The organism is Cesiribacter andamanensis AMV16, from assembly GCF_000348925.1.
Lineage (GTDB): Bacteria > Bacteroidota > Bacteroidia > Cytophagales > Cyclobacteriaceae > Cesiribacter > Cesiribacter andamanensis.
The window spans coordinates 1-18,261 of record NZ_AODQ01000042.1 but is presented as its reverse complement, the minus strand read 5'-3'; the positions used below and the strand labels follow the sequence as shown (position 1 = coordinate 18,261).

Sequence of the window (18,261 nt, the reverse complement as noted above, 5' to 3'; positions counted from 1 at the left end):
CATGGACTACCGCCAGACACTGGAGTATCTCTTTGGGATGCTCCCCATGTTTCAGCGGGTGGGCGCCGCTGCTTTTAAAAAAGACCTGAGCAATACCATCCGGCTGTGCAAGGCCCTGGATTATCCGCACCTGAAATTTCCATCTGTTCATGTGGCCGGCACCAACGGCAAGGGCAGCTCCTCCCATACACTGGCGTCCATACTGCAGGCCGCCGGCTATAAGACCGGCCTCTATACCTCACCACACCTAAAAGATTTTACCGAACGCATCCGCATTAATGGCGCGTGCATTCCCCAACCCGAAGTAGTGGCCTGGGTTGAGCAGCACAGGGGCCTGATCGAAGAGATCAAACCTTCTTTTTTTGAGTTGACTGTCGGCATGGCCTTCGACTGGTTTGCCCGGGAGCAGGTAGACATTGCCATAATCGAAACCGGTATGGGCGGGCGGCTGGACAGCACTAATGTGATTCATCCCCTGGTAAGCCTCATCACCCGCATTGGTCTGGACCATGTGGCCTTTCTGGGCGATACCCTTCCGCTGATTGCCCGGGAAAAAGCCGGCATCATCAAACCCCAGGTACCGGTTGTGATCAGCCAGCGGCAGCCGGCAGTAGAGGGAGTATTTCTTGAAACTGCCCGCCAGCAAAATGCCCCCCTTGTATTTGCCGAAGAACACTACCACGCCCACTGGCAGCCAAGCGGATTGCTCCACATTACGCAGCAGGACAGCCCCTGGCTGGCAGCGCAACCCACCGACCTGAAAGCCCACTACTATGCCGCCAACCTGCCGGGGGTACTTGCGGTGATTGACCAGCTGAACCAGCTGAATTATGTGATCCCCAAAGAGGCTGTGGCCGAAGGTATTGCCTCGGTGTGCCAAAAAACCGGGCTAAAGGGCCGCTGGCAGGTACTGGACCAGCACCCCCTTACCGTAGCCGATGTAAGCCATAATCCCGATGGCATGGAGCACCTGATGCTACAGGTTGCCAATACCCCCCATCAGCAGCTTCATATTGTCCTGGGCATGGTAGCCGATAAAGATGTAAGCAATACGCTGAGTGCATTGCCAAAAGGGGCTTTTTATTATTTTTGCCAGGCCGATATTCCCCGGGCCCTGGCAGCAGCCGCGCTGGCCGAAAAAGCGCAGGAATACCAGCTGAAGGGGGTGGTGGTGGCTGAGGTAAATGAGGCCCTGGCCCTGGCGCGCCGCAAAGCCGCCGCAGATGATATGATTTTAGTAACCGGCTCTACCTTTGTAGTAGCTGATTTAGAAAACCTGTAGTGAGAAATAAACTAGCACGCTTCGCCGACCTAAAAGTACGCCAAAATGTACTGGAAGCCGGCAAGCCCCTTCTGGCCGAGATAAAAGGTAATTGGAATAGCCTTTTCTTTAAGAATGACAAGCCCATTACGCTGGAACTAGCCTGTGGCCGGGGCGAGTACACTGTAGGATTGGGTAGGCGTTTTCCAGATCGTAATTTTATAGGGGTGGATATCAAAGGGGCACGCCTGTTTTTCGGCAGCCGCGAAGCCGATGAGGAGGGACTGCAGAATGTGGGCTTTCTTCGGATCAAGATCAGCGATATTGACCAGTTCTTTTCTGAAGATGAAGTAGACCAGATCTGGATCACCTTTCCAGATCCACGCCCCCGGGACAGGGACGAAAAGCGCCGGCTTACCCATCCCCGTTTCCTGGAAATGTACCAGCGAATGCTGAAGGAGGGAGGCTGGCTTCACCTGAAAACGGATGACCGCCAATTCTTCGATTTTACCCGGGAAATGCTGCAGCAGTTTCCAACCAAAGACCTGGAGTGGACGCACGACCTCTACAGTACCCACCTGCTGGATGACCATTTTGGCTTGCAGACAGCCTATGAAAAGCGCTACCTGGAAGAAGGCCGGAAGATCAATTACCTGCGGTGTCGCCTCTTAAAGTAAAGGTCTTAATAGGCTTCATCAACCTCCAGTACTTCAAGCACTTCTGCCATTTCATCAAAAGTCTTAAAACCAGTCTTTATTTCAACTCCTCCCTGCAGAGCAATGCCGCCAAGGGGGTAACGTTCCAGCAGCTCAAGAACGGTGGCAGCCTCAATTTGCAGGGCCGATAGCAGGGGATACTGCTTGCTTAGGGCATGGATGGCTGCCAGCACCTCAGCAGAAAGTGGGGCATCGCCCGCAGTTTCCAGGAGGAAATAAGCTACCTGATGCGCATGCTGTTGCAATAATCCATCTAATAACTGCACATCCGTAGTCTCGGAAATGTACAAGCGCAGAATAAGGGGGAGCTCAAGCTGCTCAAGGGCCTCCAGCTGATCGGCCCGGTCAGTTTGGATGTAATCTACAGGGTACTCAGGCAGTAGGCGTTCAATGGTACCGGCACTGGCCTCCTTAAATTCAGCTGCAAATGCCACACCGGCTACCCACTCGCTGATCTCCCTGAACTTCTCCGGATCTACATAATGTACCGTGCCGGGCTCTGTATTAAAGCCCAGCAGGGCTACACCCATACCGGCACAGTAGCGGGCATCGCTTAAATTTGTGAGCTGTCCTACTTTTACAAATGTGGTTAGAGCCATGGCGCTTGCTTGATTATGTTCGCAGACGATCTGCGGCAAAAATGAAGATAAAATCCCAAATATGCACAGCCCATTGCCCAAGTTCCTTTTAGGGCTTACTTGGCCTGTTTGAAGAGGAAGGCGTATATTTGCGCAAAATTTAAAAGACGCTATGGCTGTAGAACTAATAGACGACCTGGAGTTTGCCCAAAAACTTCAGCAGAATGATAAAGTAATTGTAAAATATTATGCCGACTGGTGCGGCAGCTGCCGCCTGTTTGCTCCCAAATACAAGCGCCTGAGCGGCGATGAGCGCTTTTCGGGCATTACCTTTCTGGATGTGAACGCCGAAAAGAATCCAGATGCCCGCCGCATGGCCGGGGTATCCAGCCTTCCTTATTTCGCCATCTTTAAAGGAGGTGAGCTGGTAGACGGCACCTGCACCAGCAAAGAAGAACTGGTACTAGACCTCCTGCAGAAATTATGAAAATTCCCGCCATCAAAAGCCTGGTAGAACAGTATAGCCTGGAGCAGCTGCAGGCTGCCGAAGAAGCGCTGGCCAATGAAGCGCAGCCCGCCATTGCCGTAGAAGGGGAAGACGAAGGTGAGCAGCTCACCCATGTATTTGCCGCTATTTTTATTAAGCAGGAAATGCAGGGGGGTACAGATTTCAAGACAGCCCTGCGGGAATATACCCGCAAAGTGCGGGAATCAATTTCCTAGCCCTAAGAATTGGCCCCTACCGGCTATTGGAAAAGCAGGAAATTATTTACCTTTAGCTGGTGTTTTAGTGAGGAAGAAATCCGGACACGGGTTTCTTCCTTTTATATTTGTAAAAAGCAGGGCTGTGAACCCTGTGAAAAAACAACCCAATGAGTACAAAAGGAAGAGTTTTAGTAGCCATGAGCGGCGGCATTGACAGTTCGCTGGCGGCCGTGCTCCTGCATGAGCAGGGCTATGAAGTGATAGGCATGACCATGAAAACATGGGATTATGCCTCCTCAGGCAGTTCTAAGAAAGAAACCGGCTGTTGCAGCCTTGATTCGATCAACGATGCCCGCAACATTGCCGTCAGCCTGGGATTTCCCCACTATATCCTGGATATCCGCAATGAATTTGGCGATTATGTGATCGATCATTTTACGGACGAATACCTGGCCGGCCGCACCCCTAATCCCTGTGTGCTGTGCAATACCCATATCAAATGGGATGCGCTGCTGCGCCGGGCCGATAAACTGGGCTGCGACTATATTGCCACCGGGCACTATGCGCGTGTGCGGCAGGAGGGAGGACGCTACATCATCAGCAAGGGAATAGATGACAACAAGGACCAGTCTTATGCACTCTGGGGCGTATCGCAGGAGAGCCTGAGCCGTACCATACTACCCCTTGGCAACCTTACCAAGGTGCAGATCCGGGAAATGGCCATGGAAAGGGGATTTGTGGAACTGGTGAACAAGTCAGAATCCTATGAGATCTGTTTTGTGCCCGATAATGATTACCGGGGCTTTTTGCGCCGCCGCATTCCCGGGCTGGAAGAGCAGGTGAAAGGAGGAAATTTTGTACTTGAAGACGGTACCCCGGTGGGCACTCATGAGGGCTACCCCTTCTACACCGTAGGTCAGCGCAAAGGCCTGGGCATAGCCCTGGGCTATCCGGTTTACGTAACCGAGATCCGCCGCGAAACCAATGAGGTGGTGCTTGGTACCTTTGATGAGCTGAGCCGTGATGGCATGTATGTGCGCAACCTGATTATGAGCAAATACAGCGATCTGGGCGATAAGCGCCTTGATACCATCACCAAAGTACGCTACAATGATGAAGGAAGCCCGGCGGTGATCGAGCAGGCAGGCGATGTGATGAAGGTTTTCTTTGGCAAGGGGGTAAACGCCATTGCTCCTGGCCAGGCCGCTGTTTTCTACGAAGGCGATGATGTAGTAGGAGGCGGCTGGATCTGGAAAAGCTTTAGACAAGCACATGAGAAAACTGCATGATATACTGGTAGCAGGGGGGCTGAGCGCCCTTTTGCTCCTTTCTGTTTCCTGTGAACGCACCGCCGACCCCAATCCGGATCGGCTGGGCTGGAGCTATTACCCCCTTAAGCTGGGCGATTACCGGCTCTATGATGTGTACCGCATCCAGTACAATTTTGCTACCCCAAACGATACCCTTGAATATGAGCTGCTGGAGCGCGTAGCCGATTATTACCTGAACCAGACCAACGATACCATTTTCATTTTGCGCCGCCAGCGCCGCTATAGCCAGGGGGGTAGCTGGCAGCTGGATTCTTCCTATTCCGTACAGCGTACCCCCCGCCAGCTGGTGCAGGGCATCAACAACCGGCCACAGGTGCAGCTGGTGTTTCCGCTGGGTGAGGGCATCCGCTGGAATTCCAACATGCTCAATGCCTCGCCCGCCGATACTTTTGAAATGCGCACCCTTGGCAGAACCTTTACTGTTGATAACACCGTATATGATACCAGCCTGCGCGTGGTACAGGAGGATATAGATGATGTGATCGTTAAGCGAGACATGCGCGAAGAAGTGTATGCCCTAGGCGTGGGGCTGGTCTACAAACTGACCGATCAGCAAAACTACTGTACCACCAACTGTAGCGAACCCGGATCCATCACCAGCGGGCTATTCCTGGAAATGAAATTAAAAGAGCACGGCAACGATACCCCATGAAAAAGCTCCTTCTGTTATGCTGTATCCTCATAGGCCCTGCCAGCTGGGCACAGGATGTAAACCGCTACATGGTTTTTTTTACAGATAAAGAAGGAAGCATCTACTCACCGGCCGAACCCGAAAAATTCCTGAGCGAGCGGGCTATACAGCGCCGCAAGAAATTTAACATTGCCATTACCGAGCAGGACCTGCCCGTAAATGAAGTGTATGTAGAAGAAGTGCAGGCCCAGGGGGTGGCCGTCTTTTACCGCAGCCGCTGGATGAATGCCATTCTGGTAGAAGATTTTCCCCAAAAGGTAGAAGCGCTCAGTACTTTGCCATTTGTAAGCCGCATCCAGTATGTAGCGCCCGGCCAGCGACTCAATGCCCGCATGCACACCCCTGCCTACCAAAGCCGTAGGGAAGACGTCTCTGATCTGCAAAACCAACTCCTGCAGGTGCCCCGCATGCACGAGCTGGGCTATACCGGCCAGGGCATCTGGATAGCCGTGCTGGACAACGGCTTTCTGGGCGTAAACCAGCTTGCGCAGTTTAGTCATCTTTTTACCCAGGAGCGCCTTATCCGCAGCTGGGATTTTGTGCGCTACTCGCCCGATGTGTTTCGGGCCAGAGATCATGGCACCAAAGCCCTTTCTACCATTGCTGCCCGACAGGAAGGGGTCTACAGCGGCACAGCACCCGATGCCTCCTTTATCCTGGCCATAACCGAAGATACGGGTGATGCCACCACGCCCAATTCTGAATACATCATAGAAGAATACAACTGGCTGCTGGCCAGCGAATGGGCCGATAGCCTTGGGGCCGATATCATCTCCTCCTCCCTGGGTTACGCTACCTTTGACGATCCCTCCATGGACTATACCCAGGCCGATATGGACGGGCAAACCGCCGTAGCTACCCGGGCAGCCAGCTGGGCTGCCCAACGGGGCATACTGGTGGTAACCAGCTCGGGCAACAGCAGGCAGTCTGCCTGGCCCGGCGTTGGCAGCCCGGCAGATGCCGATCAGATCCTGGCCGTAGGGGCCATAGATGAACAAGGGGTACTTGCGCCCTTTTCTTCCGGAGGGCCTACCGCTGATGGACGCCAAAAGCCTGAAGTAGTGGCGTTGGGCGTAAATACCGTAGTGATCGATGCCAACGGTAATTATCAGACCAACAACGGCACCTCTTTTGCGGCCCCGCAGGTGGCCGGGCTGGCAGCAGGGGTATGGCAGGCTTATCCCGAACTTTCTAATCTTGAACTGCGGGAACTCCTTATCCGCTCCGGTACCCGGGCCACTAGCCCGGACAATGAGTATGGCCATGGCGTACCTGGTTTCAGTCGTCTGCAAACGGCCATTCTGGGCGTTGATCAGTCCAGCAGCAGCTCGTTTAGCCTCTATCCCAATCCGGTGCGGCAAAGCCATCTGGTGATCGATTTTACCGATGCACCCCCTGTGGGGCAGCAGTTTAGCCTGCAGCTGGTAGATGCCACCGGCCGCCTGCTGCACAGCCAGCGTCTGCAGCCCAGCCCCTCGGGCCGCTATGAGCTGGATGTGAGTAGCCTGCAGCAGGGCTTTTACTACCTGAAAGTGGTACTGCCGCAGGGACAGCGCGTGCAGAAGTTTATACGCCAGTAAGCCTCTTTTCTCTATATTTGTCGCCATGAAACCCTTAATTGCCCCCTCGGTACTGGCAGCCGATTTTGCCAATCTCCAGAAAGAAGTCGAGATGCTTAACCAGAGCCAGGCCGACTGGATCCATGTGGATGTGATGGATGGCCGCTTTGTGCCCAACATCTCCTTTGGCCTGCCGGTCTGTGAGGCCATTCAGCGCCATGCCCAAAAGCCCCTGGATGTACACCTGATGATTGTGGAGCCCGAAAAGTACCTGGAAGCCTTTCAGAAAGCCGGTGCCCAGGTGCTTACGGTACATTATGAGGCCTGCCCGCACCTGCACCGTACCCTGCAGCAGATCCGGGATCTGGGCTGTAAGAGGGGAGTGGCGCTAAACCCTCATACCCCTGTTACGGTACTTACCGATATTATTCAGGATATTGATGTTATCTGCCTGATGTCGGTCAATCCCGGTTTTGGCGGCCAGTCCTTTATTCCCCATACCTACCAGAAAGTAAAAGAGCTGCGCCAGCTGATAGCCCGCCAAGGGACCTCTACACTGATTGAGATCGACGGTGGCGTTACACTGGACAATGCAGCCCAGCTGCTGGAGGCTGGTGCCGATGTGTTGGTAGCCGGCAGCTTTGTGTTTCGGGCAAGCGATCCGGCACATACCATAAGCGCCCTCAAAAACGTTCTGCAAGAAAAAGCAGCTTCTTGAACCTCCTTGGCCCGGCATCCCTTTTTCTGATGCTACTGGTACTGCAGCTGGCACCGGCGCAGGCGCAAACCGCCCTGCTAAGGGGCAGTGTGCGCAGCCAGGAGGGCCTGCCGCTACCCGGGGCTGCCATCCAGCTGGTAGCCCTGCAGCGGGGCACCGTAGCCGATACGGCCGGCACCTATAGCCTGTCAGTTCCAGCAGGCGATTCCATCAGCCTCCGCTATAGTTATCTGGGCTACCGTGCCCGCACCGTTCGCCTGCTGCTGCAGCCTGGCGAACAGCGGGAGCTGCACATTCAACTGGCCGCCCGTACCGATGAGCTGCGGACCGTAGAGGTAACCTCCGACCAGGGAGGGCAGCGGGAGGAGGCCGGCCTTACCCGCATCGATCCCATTGATGCCGTGCATATCCCCACCGCCTTTGGCGATTTCTCCGACATTCTGCAGACCCTGCCCGGGGTGATGAGCAACAATGAGCTTAGTTCTGCCTATGCCGTGCGGGGAGGAAATTTTGATGAGAACCTAGTCTACGTCAATGGCATCCCCATTTACAGGCCCTTTTTGTCCCGCGCCGGTCAGCAGGAGGGGCTGAGCTTTGTAAACCCCCAGATGGTGCAGTCCATTCGATTTTCGGCCGGAGGCTGGCAGCCAAAATGGGGCGATAAACTTAGCTCGGTGCTGGATATCACCTATAAGCAGCCTGACTCCATTGCTACCAGCCTTACCGCCAGTCTGCTGGGAGGCAATCTGGAAACAGAAGGCAGCACAGGGGGGGGCAAATTTACCTGGGTAGCCTCGGCCCGCCACAAAAGTGCCCGCTACCTGCTGGGCACCCTGGAAACGGAGGGGGAATACCTGCCCCGCTTTAGCGATATACAGGCCTTTCTGACCTTTACCCCCAGCCAGCGCCACCAGTTTAACCTGCTGCTAAGCTATGCCCGTAACCGCTACGAGGTGGCGCCCCAAACCCGGGAGACCAATTTTGGTACCCTGCAGCAGGCCTTCCGGCTTACGGTAGGCTTTGAAGGGCAGGAGCTGCTGCGCTATGATACCTATCAGAATGCGGTGAAATGGTCCAGCCGCTGGAGTGAGCGCTTTCGCACCGAATGGATCCTCTCCTGGCTCAACACCCGGGAGCGGGAGCTGGCCGACGTAGAGGGGGCCTATTTTCTCTGCAATGTTGATAAAAACACCAGCTCGGCCACCTTTGACCAGTGCCAGACCATTCTGGGCCTGGGCACCAACTATCTCAACATCCGAAATAGCCTGAAGGCACAGGTGTACACCCTGCAAAACCGCAGCCAGTGGCAATGGACCGATCAGCACCGGCTGGAGTGGGGCCTGGAACTAAGCCAGGAGCAGATGCAAGATCGCCTGCAGGAGTGGGAGTTTATTGATTCGGCCGGCTACATCAGCATTCGGGATACGCGCCTGATCGACAATGGCTTATCCCTCTCCAGCCAGCGCCTGCAGGCCTATGTGCAAAACTCCTCCAGCTGGGGAGGGGAGCGGCACACCCTCACCTACGGCCTGCGCAGCCATTACTGGACCATAAATGAACAACTGCTTTTTAGCCCCCGCCTCCAGTATGCCTATCGCCCCATCTGGGCAACTGACATCGTTTTCTCTACCGCCATGGGCATTTACCACCAGCCCCCTCTGTACCGGGAGCTGCGCACCTACCTGGGTGAGGTAAACCTGGCCGTACGGGCACAATCGGCCCTTCACCTGCTGGCGGGCGCCGACATGAACTTTCTGATGTGGAATCGCCCCTTTAACCTGGTAGGCGAGGGCTACTATAAAAAGCTCTGGCATGTAAATGCCTACGATATTGAGAATGTACGCCTGCGCTATTTTGCCAACAATGAGGCAAGGGCCTGGGCCACCGGAGCCGATTTCAGGATCAGCGGGGAATTTATTCCGGGTGCCGAATCCTGGTTCAGCCTGGGGGTCATGAGTACCCGCGAAGATATACTGGGCGATGGCAGGGGGTACATTCGCCGCCCGACCGATCAGCGGCTGAATGTGGGCATCTTTTTCCAGGACCATCTCCCCAACGACCCCAGCCTTCGGGCTTATATGCGGCTGCTTTACGGCAGTGGCCTGCCCTTTGGCCCGCCGGAGCGGCCCGAGTACCGCAGCACCTTTACAGCCCCGGCCTACCAGCGGGTGGATATTGGCCTGTCCAAGATCCTTGACCTGCGGCGCCACAACATGGGCATCCGCAGCCTGTGGGTTGGGCTGGAGATCCTGAACCTGCTGGCCAATCAGAATGTGATCAGCTACTCCTGGGTAAGTGATTTTGGGGGACGGCAGTATGCAGTGCCCAATACACTCAGCAGCCGTTTTTTTAATGTTAAACTGGTGGCCCAGTTCAACAAAAAAGCTGCTCTGTAGGGCAGAGCAGCTTATCAGGTAGTTGCGGATGCTTAGTAGCGCAGCATGGCGGTCATTTTAGAATCGGCCCTGTTATCGGGCATATGGCTGCCATCCACCACATAGGCGTTTCCGCTGTTGAGGATGGTTTGTGCAGCGGCCCGGCTCACCAGGCAATCATCGCCATACTGGAACTTCTCATGCACCTCCACAGTCTGGTCTTTTTCATTAAAACGGCCCCACTGGTGCTCTCCACGGGCTATGAAGAGGGTATCCACCCGGCCATTGAAGGCAGCGGGCAGGATGCGGTCTACAGCATAGGTGGTTTTGCCGGTTCCGGCCCAGTCGCCATAGGCATCGCGGTTCTTCTGCATTTCCCGGTTAAAATGGCTTTCCACAATTTCCCAGCTTCTGGTATGCAGGTCTTTGGCCTTCATTTCATCCGGGTTGCCGATAAGACCTTTTGGCATAACATTCAGCCCATTGGCGCAATCTTTAAAGATGGGGTGCAGGTAATCAACGGCAGCTACCACGATGGGAGTGCGGTCAGTAAGCACAATCTTCTTCAGGCCTACCACTACATTGCGGAAATACTCTTCGATGAGGTCCTTGCGGTGCGGACGCTGCTCCCCCTGGCCATTGGTATTGGACACATAAGAGCTTATGCCACTTTTGTTTTCCATGGCCCGCTCAAACTCGTAGTACTTTTCTACCTCTTTCATGCCCTGCTGAATGCGGTCGTCTACCTCCAGCTCATTCACATAATAGTGGGTAGCTTCAAAGAGGCGCACTTTTTCCAGGCTTAGGGACAGGATGTAGTAGACACCATCGCCGCTGAGCAGAGGTACCAGCTGCAGCAGGTGGAAGGAGGTGGTCACACAGGTAAATTCATCCAGCGGGCAGGGCAGCCGGTAGTAGCTGAAATGCCCCTTAGACAGAAAAATGGCCAGCCCATCCAGCTGATGGTGCCAGAAATTGCCATCTTCCTGCAACTTGCGGGCAGGGGCCAGAAACTCCTGGGCCTGTGCCCCGCTCATGCCCAGTTCTTCCAGGCTGTGTTTTACCTTTTGCAACTGATTTTTCAGGTTCAGCGCATCTTTGCCACTGGTTACAGCTTCACCGTTGCGGTGCGTTGGCATATAAATGCTTACGCAATGATCTTCCCGTATATTGGCAAGGGTTTCAAACTCCTTCTTAGTGATTAACTTCATATATGTCAAGGTTTAAAAATTAATTCCTGTATTTACATCTTAACCTGATATGGAAAGGAGTGTTTTGGCGAAACTGGATAGCTTTAGGAGATGAAAGCCTTACATTGGCAAGGATTATGGGCCTTAGGCTATTGGGGTATGCCTTGCTTTTATTATTTTTGCTTGATGTACGCATGGCCAGCTCAGAACGTTAGTTCTAAAACCGGGTGCTTTGGCCTACCAGACTGTAAACCTGTATCCGCAAAAAAGTAGGCATCCACCCCAAGGCACATGAATGTAGGGAATAAGACACGGTTCTTCTGCTTGATCGCCATGCTGCTGCTGGCGGCTGCTCCCCGGCTTCAGGCCCAGGAAGGCGAACGCCGCATGCAGGAGAAATCGCCCGATTCGCAGGTGACCAAGCTCGAAGATGTGAAAAGAAGCCCCTTTCGGGGAATTCTGAACCGCATTACCCTGGGCGGGAGCGTGGGCTATGGGATGAACCATTACCGCCAGCGCATACCCGGATCGGTAGTGCGGCAGGGCACCCAACATTACCTGCTCTCCGATGGCTCCCCGGCTGGCTATCAGCACTGGCTGAACCAGCCCCGCTTCAACCCCCTTGTAGTACCCGGCGATGCCGATGAGCAGGTAAGAGGCGATACCACCGCCCTGCGCATGACCGGAATGGGTAACAGCCTGCCACTCTCCCTAGATGTGCACGTGGTGCTGGCCGACCGCTTTCGCCTGGGAGGCGGCCTGGGTTTTGAGCTCTTCAGTATTAATAATCTCGATTTCAAGAATGACGGCGAACTGCTCCAGCAATACCAGAGCAGCGTTAAAACAGCCATGGCCTGGCGCTGGTATGGCATGGCAGGTGCCCGCATCATTCGCTGGCAGTACTGGGATCATACCGTTGATTTCCGGCTGGGCAAAAAGAACTTCCTTTCAAAATTTGATCAGGCAGCGGTAAACGAAGGGTTGTTTTATAATCTGGGCGTTACCATGGAGCGCCACTATTCAGAGTACTTTCGCTTCACCTTCAGGCCCTCGCTGGAGTGGCATTCTTTTACCACTTCTACGGGTGATTTACCAGAACTAAAGACCAACGTTCCATCGTTATACCTACAGGCAGGGATCAGCATAAATTACCCCCGTTTGCCCCGCTGCCCCATGAACGGATGCCAGACACAGCTTGAGCATGTGCACTATGGCAAGGAATTCAGGGGGCAGCCCCTGCACCGTTGGCAAAACCCCAAATATGGCCAGAACCATCCCGAACTACAGCGAAACCTGCGGCGCCGCAAAGACGATACCGAGCAGCAGCTTCAGAAAAGGCCCAAACGGCGCCAGGGATTTCTGTGGTTCAGATAGCCCCCCAACTTTATATGCTTAAAGTTTTACTTTAAGGCTCCGGAAGTTCGGCCTTACGTTAAAAAATCGTTAAATTGCTGCGGCATTTACCGCATTTGCAGAGATAAAATCTATGGCAGAAGGATCAAGGGAAAACATCATTCCCATTAATATCGAAGATGAAATGCGCGGCGCCTACATCGATTATTCGATGTCGGTTATCATTTCCCGTGCGTTGCCCGATGTGCGTGACGGCCTCAAGCCCGTACACCGCCGCGTGCTCTACGGCATGCTTGAGCTGGGCGTAACACACAACAAGCCTTATAAGAAATCGGCCCGTATTGTAGGGGAGGTGCTGGGTAAGTACCACCCCCATGGCGACTCCTCGGTGTACGAGACCATGGTACGGATGGCCCAGGACTGGTCCCTGCGCTACCCCCTGGTAGACGGACAGGGTAACTTTGGCTCTATAGACGGCGACTCTGCCGCTGCCATGCGCTACACCGAAGCCCGCCTGCGCCGCATCGCCGAAGAAATGCTGAACGACATCAACAAAAATACCGTTGATTTTCAGCCCAACTTCGACGACTCGCTGGAAGAGCCCACCGTATTGCCCGGCAAACTGCCCAACCTGCTGGTAAACGGTTCATCCGGTATTGCTGTGGGCATGGCCACCAACATGCCCCCGCATAACCTGAGCGAGGTGGCTGATGGAACAATCGCCTACATCGATAATCCGGAGATCACCATTGACGAGCTCATGCAGCACATCACTGCGCCAGATTTCCCTACAGGGGGTATCATCTATGGCTACAGTGGTGTGAAATCGGCTTTTGAGACGGGCAGAGGCCGGGTGCTGATGCGCGCCAAAGCACATTTTGATGTGACCAAAACCGGCAAGGAGCAGATAATTGTTACTGAGATCCCTTACCAGGTGAACAAGGCCAGCATGCTGGAGAAAACCGCTGCGCTGGTAAACGAAAAGAAAATAGAAGGAATTTCGGCCATACGGGACGAGTCGGACCGCACCGGTCTGCGGGTGGTATATGACCTGAAAAAGGATGCCATTCCCAATGTGGTGCTCAATAACCTGTACAAATACACCCAGCTGCAGTCTTCCTTTGGGGTAAACAATGTGGCGCTGGTTAAAGGCCGGCCGCAAACGCTCAACCTCAAGGACATGATCCGCTACTTTGTGGAGCACCGCCACGAGGTGGTGATTCGCCGTACGGAGTATGAGCTGCAGGAAGCCCTGAAGCGCGCCCATATCCTGGAGGGTTACCTCATTGCTCTGGATAACCTGGATGAGATCATTACCCTGATCCGTTCCTCCCGCGATCCTGAAGTGGCCCGTGGCGGCCTGATGGAGCGCTTTGGCCTGTCGGAGATTCAGGCACGTGCCATTCTGGACCTTCGCCTGCAGCGCCTCACCGGCATGGAGCGCGAAAAGATCCAGAACGAATATGCCGAGGTAATGGCTCTGATCGAAGACCTGCGCGATATCCTGGCCCGGGAAGAGCGGCGCATGCAGATCATCAAGGATGAAACCCTGCAGATCAAGGAACGCTATGGCGATAAGCGCCGCACCGAGATCGAGCACAGTGCCGAAGACTTTACCATGGAAGACATGATCCCCAACGAGAAGGTGGTAATCACCATTTCGCATCAGGGATACATGAAGCGCACCCAGCTGGCCGAGTACCGCACACAGGGGCGGGGAGGGGTTGGTTCCCGTGGGGTGGCCACCAAGGAAGATGATTTCACCGAGCACCTCTTTATAGCCAACACCCACAACTACCTGCTTATTTTCACCGAAAATGGCAAGGTGTACTGGATCAAGGTATACGAGATTCCCGAAGGCAGCAAAAACTCCAAGGGCAGAGCGGTACAGAACATCATCAACATTGAGCCGGGCGATACCGTACGGGCCGTATTGAATGTAGAAACCCTCAAGGATGAGGACTACATCAATAACAACTTTATCATGATGTGTACCCAGAATGGTACCGTGAAGAAGACCACCCTGGAAGCCTACAGCCGCCCGCGTCAGAATGGGGTAAACGCCATTACCATTAACCCGGGCGACCGCCTGCTGGATGTAAAAATGACCAATGGCGACAACCACATTGTGATGGCGCTTGAAAGCGGCCGGGCCATTCATTTCCACGAAACCGATGTGCGCCCCATGGGCCGTACCGCTGCCGGTGTACGGGGTATCTGGATGGAAGAAGGGGGCGATCGTGTAATTGGCATGGTATGTGTAGCCAGAGAAGACGCCAGCCTGCTGGTAGTAACCGAGAATGGTTTTGGCAAGCGCTCGTCTGTAGAAGAATACCGGATCACCCGCAGGGGTGGCAAGGGGGTAAAAGCCCTTAAGATCACCGAGAAGACCGGTAAACTTGTGGCCATTAAGGAAGTTATTGATACGGATGAGCTCATGATCATTAACCGCTCCGGCATTACCATCCGCATGAAGGTAGATGACCTGCGCATTATGGGCCGTGCCACACAGGGGGTACGCCTCATTCGCCTCAACGATAATGACAGCATTTCATCAGTAGAAAAGATTGAGATGCTGGACGACGAGGAGGTAGCCGCCACTATAGTGGAAGAGCAAATTCAGGACATTGAAAATCTGGATAATCCCGATACTGCCGGTGAAGCAGAGACTGAAACTGAACTATAAATTATCTTTTTTTAACAGCATGAAAAAGTCACTTCTGATCATTTGTATGATGCTGGGCATGGCAACCGCCTTTGCTCAGAACAAAGCGGTCAATAAAGCAGAGCAGCTCTTAAAGCAGAACAAACTTTCTGAGGCTAAAGAGCAGATTGATGCGGCCGTAAACGACGAAAAAACCAAGGATAAGGCCAAAACCTGGTATACCAGAGGCCAGATCTATGCGGCCATTGCCACATCTGAAGATGCCAGCGTAAAGGCAATTTCAGAAAATGCGATTGCCGAGGCAGCACAGTCCTTCCGCAAGGCACAGGAGCTGGAGCCCAACCCTACATCTCCCTTCAATGCACTTTCAGATCAGGCGCTGAATGGCCTGTGGGGCGTGTATATCAATAATGGAGCAAAGGCCTATGAAGCCCAAAACTATGAGGTAGCCGTAGTAGAGTTTGACAAAGCCCTGCAGGTAATCCCTACCGACACCACTGCCAGCCTGTATGCTGGTGTGGCCGCTCAGCAACTGGGTGACCGGGACCGCAGTGCCAAGTATTTCTACAACCTGCTGGATGCCGGTTATGCCGATAAGGATATCTTCTATACCCTGATTGCCTATGAGCGGGACCAGAAGCAGGATTATGCCAAAGCCCGTGAAGTGATCAAGCGCGGCAAAGAAGCTTTCCCGGATGAGGTAGAATTCCGTAAGCAGGAAGTTGCCCTGCTGCTGAAGGAAGATAAAACCTCCGAAGCTGTAAACGAGCTGAAGCAGGCTATTTCTGCTGAGCCCAAAAACCCTGACCTGCACTTTAACCTGGGCTATCTGAACGAGGAGCTGGGCGACCAGGCGGCTGCCATTGCGGCCTACAAAAAAGCGCTGGAAGTAGATCCCACGCACAAGAACTCAGCCTTTAACCTGGCTGTAATTCATTACAACCGTGCTGCCGATCTGGTAAAAGAAGCCAACAACCTGGGCCTTAGCAAGGAAGAAGCCAAGAAGGGCGCTGAAATGCGCAAGCGTGCTACCGAATACTTTAAGGAAGCGGTGCCCTATGTGGAGAACGCCCTGCGCCTACACCCGGACAACCGCACGCTGATGGAAATTACCATGGTAACCTATGACCGTGCCGGTGAAAAAGCAAAGGCAGACGCCCTTAGCAAGCAACTGGACAGCATGGAGTAATCCAGGCTTAAAAAGTCTCAAAAAGCTGCCCAAAAGGGCAGCTTTTTTCGTTTTATAACAGGTAGTTCTGCACTTCAGCCAGTGCTGCCTAAACCTTCCCTAAACCCCTTAGTTTAGTTAAAACATATATGAACCATTACAAACCGAAGAAAAAAAACAACTTATATCTCCTGCTTGCCATGCTGGCTGCCCTGCAGATTGGGCTCTGGCAGGAGGGAGGCGCTACCGGCAGCGCCCTCTTACAAAAAGCGCCGGCACAGCAGCAGGCAGATGGGATAGCCCGCGCCGTATTTGCAAGTGGCTGTTTCTGGTGCACCGAAGCCGTTTTTGAGCGGGTAGAGGGGGTACAGGAAGTAGTGAGCGGCTATGCCGGCGGCACCAGCCCAAACCCAACCTACAAGAAGGTGAGTGCCGGACTTACCGATTATGCAGAGGCCGTACTGGTCTATTACGATTCTACTAAAGTAAGCTATGAAACCTTGTTGGAAGTGTTTTTTCATAGCCATGATCCAACTCAGCTCAACCGTCAGGGGCCTGATATAGGTAAGCAGTACCGCTCGTCCATTCTCTACAACAGCCGCTATCAGGAGCAGCTGGCCAGGGCCTATATGGCAAGGCTAAGCGAGCAGAAGGTTTTTCCCCGGGCAATTGTTACTCAGTTGGAACCCCTTACCAAATTCTGGCGGGCCGAAGCCTATCATCAGGATTATTACGAGCTGCATCCCGATGACCCCTACATCAAGGCAGTATCGGCGCCCAAAGTCCGGAAGTTTGAGAAGGAATACCCGCATCTGTTAAAAAAGAGCTACAGGCCGAATTAATTAATTATTTGATACGGACACGTAACGTATAAGCAGGGCAGAGGTCCCTACAGATAAAAAACACAAGTATGGAAAAAGCAACATTGGGAGGAGGCTGTTTTTGGTGCGTAGAAGCGGTTCTTCAGCGGCTGGAAGGCGTAGACGAAGTGGTGAGTGGCTATGCCGGCGGCCATGTTGAGAACCCAAGCTATCAGCAGGTTTGCAGTGGTTCTACCGGACATGCCGAAGTGGTACAGGTCAGCTTCCGGCCGGAGGTGATCAGCTATACCGATCTGCTGGCGGCCTTTTTTGCCACACATGATCCCACAACACTCAACCGGCAGGGCAATGATGTAGGCACCCAGTACCGCTCGGTAATCTATTACCATACTGAGCAACAAAAACAGGAAGCGCAGCAGGTGATGGATGCTGTCAATGCCTCCGGAGCGTGGCAGAGTCCTGTAGTGACTGAGTTAAGTCCGCTGCCCGTATTTTACCCGGCAGAGCGCTACCATCAAAATTATTTCAATGATAATCGGGAACAGCCGTATTGCCTGTTTGTGGTAAAACCAAAAGTAGATAAGCTGAAAAAAGCCTATTCAGATAAACTAAAAAAGGGTATGTAAGCCCTTAGCTGCACCACCAGATGCCCAGATTTATGCGTTGGATACTGGAAAGATTTCAGCTTTATACCCTGTATCTGAAAGTCACCTCCAGCATTGCCTTTTTTCCAACACTGATTGCCCTGCTCATTTTTGCGCTGGGGTTGTTTAGTATGTACCTGGATGCCAGGGGACTTAGCTACGACCTTACCGAGCATATCCCATACCTGATCACCCGCAATCCCGAAACGGCCCGCAGCCTGCTATCCTCCCTCACAGGGGGCATGTTTTCACTGATGGTCTTTAGTTTTTCCATGGTGATGGTGGTGCTGACGGTAGCCAGCAACAACTATACGCCAAGGGTTTTACCTGGCCTGATCAGTACCAAGCGTCACCAGCTTGTGTTGGGGCTTTACCTGGGCACCATTGGCTATCTGCTGATCGTACACATTAATACAGGCGGTGAGAGCTTTGATTTTGAGGTACCTGTACTATCCATCTTTTTAGCTATCTTACTGGTATTGAGCT

17 protein-coding genes are annotated in these 18,261 nt (G+C 53.5%); 15 read left to right on the top strand and 2 right to left on the bottom strand.

The annotated features are described in order from the left end of the window. The first annotated feature begins 1 nt into the window (after position 1). Both ADICEAN_RS09530 and trmB read left to right on the top strand, forming a co-directional pair. A complete protein-coding gene (locus ADICEAN_RS09530) occupies positions 2-1,282 on the top strand; it encodes a bifunctional folylpolyglutamate synthase/dihydrofolate synthase (RefSeq protein ID WP_009195375.1) in 1,281 nt (426 codons plus the stop codon). Then, complete coding sequence (gene trmB / locus ADICEAN_RS09525) at positions 1,282-1,938, top strand: tRNA (guanosine(46)-N7)-methyltransferase TrmB (protein WP_009195374.1); 657 nt, start codon at positions 1,282-1,284, stop codon at positions 1,936-1,938. Before ADICEAN_RS09530 ends, trmB begins: the two co-directional genes overlap by 1 nt. Positions 1,939-1,943: 5 nt before the next feature. Here trmB and trpF read toward each other — a convergent pair whose 3' ends face one another. Next, positions 1,944-2,576, bottom strand: a complete 633-nt coding sequence (trpF, locus tag ADICEAN_RS09520; RefSeq protein ID WP_009195373.1) for a phosphoribosylanthranilate isomerase — start codon at positions 2,574-2,576, stop codon at positions 1,944-1,946. Between the two features lie 151 nt (positions 2,577-2,727). Between trpF and ADICEAN_RS09515 the strand changes: the two genes are divergently transcribed. The 7 genes from ADICEAN_RS09515 (at position 2,728) to ADICEAN_RS09485 (ending at position 9,955) form a co-directional block, all read left to right on the top strand. After that, positions 2,728-3,042 (top strand): thioredoxin family protein, encoded by a 315-nt coding sequence (locus ADICEAN_RS09515; protein ID WP_009195372.1) that lies wholly within the window; start codon positions 2,728-2,730, stop codon positions 3,040-3,042. After that, positions 3,039-3,278 (top strand): DUF6952 family protein, encoded by a 240-nt coding sequence (locus ADICEAN_RS09510; protein ID WP_009195371.1) that lies wholly within the window; start codon positions 3,039-3,041, stop codon positions 3,276-3,278. The genes ADICEAN_RS09515 and ADICEAN_RS09510 overlap by 4 nt, the downstream gene beginning before the upstream one ends. 149 nt (positions 3,279-3,427) lie before the next feature. After that, entirely contained in the window at positions 3,428-4,549 is a 1,122-nt protein-coding gene (gene mnmA / locus ADICEAN_RS09505) for a tRNA 2-thiouridine(34) synthase MnmA (protein ID WP_040396623.1), read from the top strand. Continuing rightward, on the top strand, positions 4,533-5,243 hold the full coding sequence (locus ADICEAN_RS09500; RefSeq protein WP_009195369.1) for a hypothetical protein: 711 nt from the start codon (positions 4,533-4,535) through the stop codon (positions 5,241-5,243). The genes mnmA and ADICEAN_RS09500 overlap by 17 nt, the downstream gene beginning before the upstream one ends. Continuing rightward, complete coding sequence (locus ADICEAN_RS09495) at positions 5,240-6,862, top strand: S8 family serine peptidase (RefSeq protein ID WP_009195368.1); 1,623 nt, start codon at positions 5,240-5,242, stop codon at positions 6,860-6,862. Before ADICEAN_RS09500 ends, ADICEAN_RS09495 begins: the two co-directional genes overlap by 4 nt. 25 nt (positions 6,863-6,887) lie before the next feature. Then, the gene (gene rpe, locus ADICEAN_RS09490) at positions 6,888-7,559 is read left to right on the top strand and encodes a ribulose-phosphate 3-epimerase (RefSeq protein ID WP_009195367.1); all 672 of its coding nucleotides are present in this window, start codon (positions 6,888-6,890) and stop codon (positions 7,557-7,559) included. A 29-nt stretch (positions 7,560-7,588) separates the two neighbouring features. Next, entirely contained in the window at positions 7,589-9,955 is a 2,367-nt protein-coding gene (locus tag ADICEAN_RS09485; protein WP_009195366.1) for a TonB-dependent receptor, read from the top strand. A 32-nt stretch (positions 9,956-9,987) separates the two neighbouring features. Here ADICEAN_RS09485 and ADICEAN_RS09480 read toward each other — a convergent pair whose 3' ends face one another. After that, complete coding sequence (locus ADICEAN_RS09480; protein WP_009195365.1) at positions 9,988-11,145, bottom strand: baeRF3 domain-containing protein; 1,158 nt, start codon at positions 11,143-11,145, stop codon at positions 9,988-9,990. 270 nt (positions 11,146-11,415) lie between these two features. Here ADICEAN_RS09480 and ADICEAN_RS09475 point away from each other — a divergent pair, with 270 nt between their 5' ends. The 6 genes from ADICEAN_RS09475 to ADICEAN_RS09450 all read left to right on the top strand — a co-directional run. Further along, positions 11,416-12,498: a hypothetical protein gene (locus ADICEAN_RS09475; protein ID WP_161622683.1), complete on the top strand. Its 1,083-nt coding sequence runs from the start codon at positions 11,416-11,418 to the stop codon at positions 12,496-12,498. 112 nt (positions 12,499-12,610) lie between these two features. Then, on the top strand, positions 12,611-15,163 hold the full coding sequence (gyrA, locus tag ADICEAN_RS09470) for a DNA gyrase subunit A (protein WP_009195363.1): 2,553 nt from the start codon (positions 12,611-12,613) through the stop codon (positions 15,161-15,163). A gap of 19 nt (positions 15,164-15,182) precedes the next feature. Next, positions 15,183-16,331 carry a tetratricopeptide repeat protein gene (locus ADICEAN_RS09465; RefSeq protein ID WP_009195362.1) on the top strand — a complete coding sequence of 383 codons (1,149 nt, stop codon included), beginning with the start codon at positions 15,183-15,185 and terminating at the stop codon, positions 16,329-16,331. Between the two features lie 128 nt (positions 16,332-16,459). Then, complete coding sequence (msrA, locus tag ADICEAN_RS09460; protein WP_009195361.1) at positions 16,460-17,152, top strand: peptide-methionine (S)-S-oxide reductase MsrA; 693 nt, start codon at positions 16,460-16,462, stop codon at positions 17,150-17,152. A 68-nt stretch (positions 17,153-17,220) separates the two neighbouring features. Further along, positions 17,221-17,757, top strand: a complete 537-nt coding sequence (gene msrA / locus ADICEAN_RS09455; protein WP_009195360.1) for a peptide-methionine (S)-S-oxide reductase MsrA — start codon at positions 17,221-17,223, stop codon at positions 17,755-17,757. Between the two features lie 32 nt (positions 17,758-17,789). After that, a partial coding sequence (locus ADICEAN_RS09450; RefSeq protein WP_040396622.1) for a DUF2254 family protein occupies positions 17,790-18,261 on the top strand: 472 nt, incomplete at its 3' end.